The organism is Actinoplanes sp. ATCC 53533, from assembly GCF_003947245.1.
Genome location: NZ_QHHV01000433.1, coordinates 1 through 4,266 on the forward strand (window position 1 = coordinate 1; position 4,266 = coordinate 4,266).

Annotated in this window: 3 protein-coding genes; 2 read left to right on the forward strand and 1 reads right to left on the reverse strand. The window is 66.4% G+C overall.

Translation table 11 applies throughout. From position 1 onward, the window contains the following. Positions 1-897 (reverse strand): endo-1,4-beta-xylanase (locus DMB66_RS58730; protein WP_148112935.1); only part of this gene is annotated, 897 nt, incomplete at its 3' end. Between the two features lie 573 nt (positions 898-1,470). Between DMB66_RS58730 and DMB66_RS58735 the strand changes: the two genes are divergently transcribed. Continuing rightward, positions 1,471-3,093, forward strand: a complete 1,623-nt coding sequence (locus DMB66_RS58735; RefSeq protein ID WP_125812581.1) for a ricin-type beta-trefoil lectin domain protein — start codon at positions 1,471-1,473, stop codon at positions 3,091-3,093. Between the two features lie 66 nt (positions 3,094-3,159). Continuing rightward, on the forward strand, positions 3,160-4,266 hold a 1,107-nt coding region (locus DMB66_RS58740; RefSeq protein ID WP_125812582.1), incomplete at its 3' end, for a non-reducing end alpha-L-arabinofuranosidase family hydrolase.

Genomic DNA, 4,266 nt, shown 5'->3' on the forward strand with positions numbered 1-4,266 from the left:
TACCGTGATTCCCGTGCACCGGGTCACCGCGAGGCAGGCCCTGGTGACGGTGCTGTAGATGTTGGCCTGGTTGCCGCCCTGTGCGATGTCCAGCTCGGTGATCTGGACGTCGACGCCGAGATCGGCGAAGCGCTGCAGGTTCGCCTGATACGTCGAGTCGATGCCGGTGCCCAGATGCGACTGGAAACCGACGCAGTCGATCGGCACGCCACGCGACTTGAAGTCACGAACCATGTTGTAGATCCCGGTCGACTTCGCGTTGACGCCATCGGTGTTGTAGTCGTTGTAACAAAGCTTCGCGGCGGGATCCGCGGCACGCGCGGCCCGGAACGCCGCCTCGATCCAGTCGTTACCGGTCCGCTGCAGGTTCGAATCACGCCGGCCACCACCACCGCCGTCGGCGAACGCCTCGTTCACCACGTCCCAGGCGTAGATCTTGCCCCGGTAATGCGTGGCGACCTGCGTGACGTGGTTGATCGCCGCATTCCGCAGCGCCGTGCCCGACATGCCCTGCGCCCAACCCGGCTGCTGCGCGTGCCACAACAGGGCATGCCCACGGACCTTCGCGCCCATCGAGCTGCCCTGGTTGAGGATCCGGTCACCGTTGCCGTAGGTGAAGTTGCCCTGGGACGGCTCGGTGGCGTCCCACTTCATCTCGTTCTCGGCGGTGACCGAGTTGAACTCGGTGGTGAGGATCCGGGTGTATGTCGAGTCACCGAGCTTGCCGGCCGCGATGGCCGCACCGAAGTACCGGCCGGTCTGCGCGGCCGACGGGCCGAGGGTGGTCGCCGCGTTCGCGGTGCCGACCACGGCGACACTGGCGGCGGCGACCACGGCGGCCGCGGCGGCCGTGAGCAGCGCCGTACGCCGGCGTCGGGAATTGGACCTGACATGCATGGCGGGAAACCTTTCGGGGGATGGGGAGCTTCAGCAGGCTGTTGTGGTCGCCGGACCAGTCGCGTGCCATGCCGATTCGAGAACGAAGGAATCGTTAGCGTTAACAAGTGTCCGGGATGTTACGGGAGCGCTCCCATGCATTCAAGTCCGTCGTTCGATTTTCCCCATTCCGGCAGTCGTAACGGTTTTTCAGTGCCGAATTTCGATAAGACACGGGCGCCGTTCGCAACCGCCCGACCTGGTAAGCACGGGATCTCCAGGCATGATCCGCCGCCGCCGGCCGGCACGGACAACAGCGATACGAATGATGGCCGCCGCGGACCGAAGATGCGCCGAAAAGTGTTATGCGGAGGATCGGCGAGAAGTCGGCCCGCCCGCCTCGGCGCGCCACCCGTGCGGCCTGTACAAATTTTCGTACTTGAATGTTTCGAAACGTTCTGGCAATCTCCGGACGAGTGTTAACGCTCTCAACCATCGGCGCGGCCGCCTTTCCGACGGCTGCTAGCGCTGACGCGCCTGGTCCTGTGGATCTGCACCGGCGCCGCGAACCAACTCTGGACAAGGTGGTAAATCATGAGGCGTTTGAAGACCGTGCTAGCCGCGGCTCTGCTGCTGTTAGGCACCGCGGTCATCCTGCCCGCGTCCGGGGCGCAGGCACTGGAGAACGGCGTGGCGCGCACCCCGCCGATGGGCTGGAACAGCTGGAACACGTTCGGCTGCAACATCAACGAGGCGCTGATCCGTGGGATGGCCGACGCCATGGTGAGCAGCGGCATGCGGGATCTGGGCTACCAGTACGTCGTGGTCGACGACTGCTGGTTCAACCCCAACCGGGACAGCGCCGGCAACCTTCAGGGCGACCCGGGCCGCTTCCCGAGCGGCATGAAGGCCCTCGGCGACTATCTGCACGGCAAGGGGCTGAAATTCGGCATCTACCAGGTGCCGGTGGACAAGACCTGCGCGCAGTACTTCGGTTCCTACCCCGGCGCGACCGGCAGCCAGGGACACGAGGCGCAGGACGCCCGGCAGTTCGCCGCCTGGGGCGTCGACTTCCTCAAGTACGACTGGTGCTCACCGGCCGGCAGCATCAACGACCAGGTGACCACCTTCGCGAAGATGCGCGACGCGCTGGCCGCCACCGGCCGGCCGATCGTGTACAGCATCAACCCCAACAGCATCCACGCCAAGACCGGCCCGCAGCGCAACTGGGGCGATGTCGCCAACATGTGGCGCACCACCGAGGACATCACCAACGCCTGGGACACCGGCCAGACCAACGGCTACCCGATGGGCATCCAGAACATCGTCAACGTCACCGTGCCGCTGGCCGGCTACGCCCGGCCGGGTGGGTTCAACGACCCCGACATGATGGAAGTCGGCCGGGGCGGGATGACCGACACGGAGATGCGCAGCCACTTCGCCCTCTGGGCGATCATGGCGTCGCCGCTCATCGCCGGCAACGACCTGCGCTCGATGACCTCCGCCACCCAGACGATCCTGAAGAACCAGAACCTCATCGCGATCAACCAGGACACCCTCGGCCTGCAGGGGACGCAGGTTTCCCACGACGGCACCCGCCGGGTGCTGGCCAAGCGACTCGCCAACGGCGACGTCGCGGTGGCCCTGTTCAACCAGGGCAGCGGCACGACGACGATCAGCACCACGGCCGCGGCGGTCGGCAAGACGGGCACCTCGTTCACCCTGCGCGACGCCTGGACCAACGCGACCAGCACCAGCACCGGCGCCATCACGGCGAGCGTGCCGGGACACGGCACGGTGGTGTACCAGGTCAGCGGCGGCACCGGAACCCCGCCGGAAAGCACCACCACCCTGGTCAGCGCCGCATCCGGGCGCTGCCTGGACGTGCCGAACAGCAACACCGCCAACGGCACCCAGCCGGTCATCTGGGACTGCGGCGGCGCGGCCAACCAGCGTTGGACGACGACCGGCCAGTCCATCCGAGCCCTCGGCAAGTGCCTCGACGCACCGGCCAACGCCGCTCCCGGCGCGAAGGCCCAGCTATGGGACTGCAACAACGGCACCAACCAGCAATGGACGCTCAACGCCGACGGCACCATCCGCAACACCCAGTCCGGGCTGTGCCTCGACGTCGACCGCAACCTCACCGCGAACGGCACCGTCGTGCTGCTGTGGACCTGCTCCACCGCCGCGAATCAACGGTGGTCCCGAGCCTGACCGACGTGGCGGCGGACAGCCATCCCTGAACGAGACATCGGAATGAGCTCCTTGAATGGGGGATACATGAGATCCGAGGAAACGTATCCGAGCACCGCGAACCCGCGCCGGCGGCGTTGGTTGTCGGCGGCAGTTGTGTCGGTGACCGCGTTGGCTGGTGGGTTGCTGACGGTGGTGACCGCGCCGGCGGCGTCGGCGGCGACGGTCGACACCAGCGCCTCCTACGTGCTGGTCAACCGCACCAGCGGCAAAGCCCTCGACGTCTACAACCTGGCCACCACCGACGGCGCCCGGATCACCCAGTGGACCCGCAACGACGGCGCCCAACAGCAGTGGCAGTTCGTCGACTCCGGCGGCGGCTACTACCGGCTCAAGTCCAAGCACTCCGGCAAGGTCCTCGACGTTTCCGGCCGGTCGACCGCCGACGGCGGCGCCATCGTGCAATGGGCCGACAACAACGCCACCAACCAGCAGTTCAGCATGCAGGACATCGACGGCTTCATCCAGCTGATCAACCGCAACAGCGGCAAGGCCCTCGAAGTCCAAGGGGCGTCCACCGCCGACGGCGCCAACATCGTCCAGTACACCGACTGGAACGGCGCCAACCAGCAGTGGCAACTCGTCCAGGTCGGCACCTCCACGCCCCCGACCGGCCCGTGCACGCTGCCGTCGTCCTACCGCTGGACCTCGACCGGCTCACTGGCCAACCCGAAGGCGGGCTGGGTGTCCCTCAAGGACTTCACCACCGCCCCCTACAACGGCAGACACCTCGTCTACGCCACCACCCACGACACCGGCACCACCTGGGGCTCCATGAACTTCAGCCTCCTGACCAACTGGACCGACATGGCCTCCGCCAGCCAGAACACCATGTCATCCGCCACCGTCGCACCCTCACTGTTCTACTTCGCCCCCAAGAACATCTGGGTCCTCACCTACCAATGGGGCCCATCGCCCTTCATGTACCGCACCTCGAACGACCCCACCAACCCCAACGGCTGGTCCGCGGCACAACCACTGTTCACCGGCAGCATCACCGGCTCCGGCACCGGACCCATCGACCAGACGATCATCGGCGACGGCACCACCATGTACCTCTTCTTCGCCGGCGACAACGGCAAAATCTACCGAGCCGGCATGCCCATCGGAAACTTCCCCGGAAACTTCGGCGCC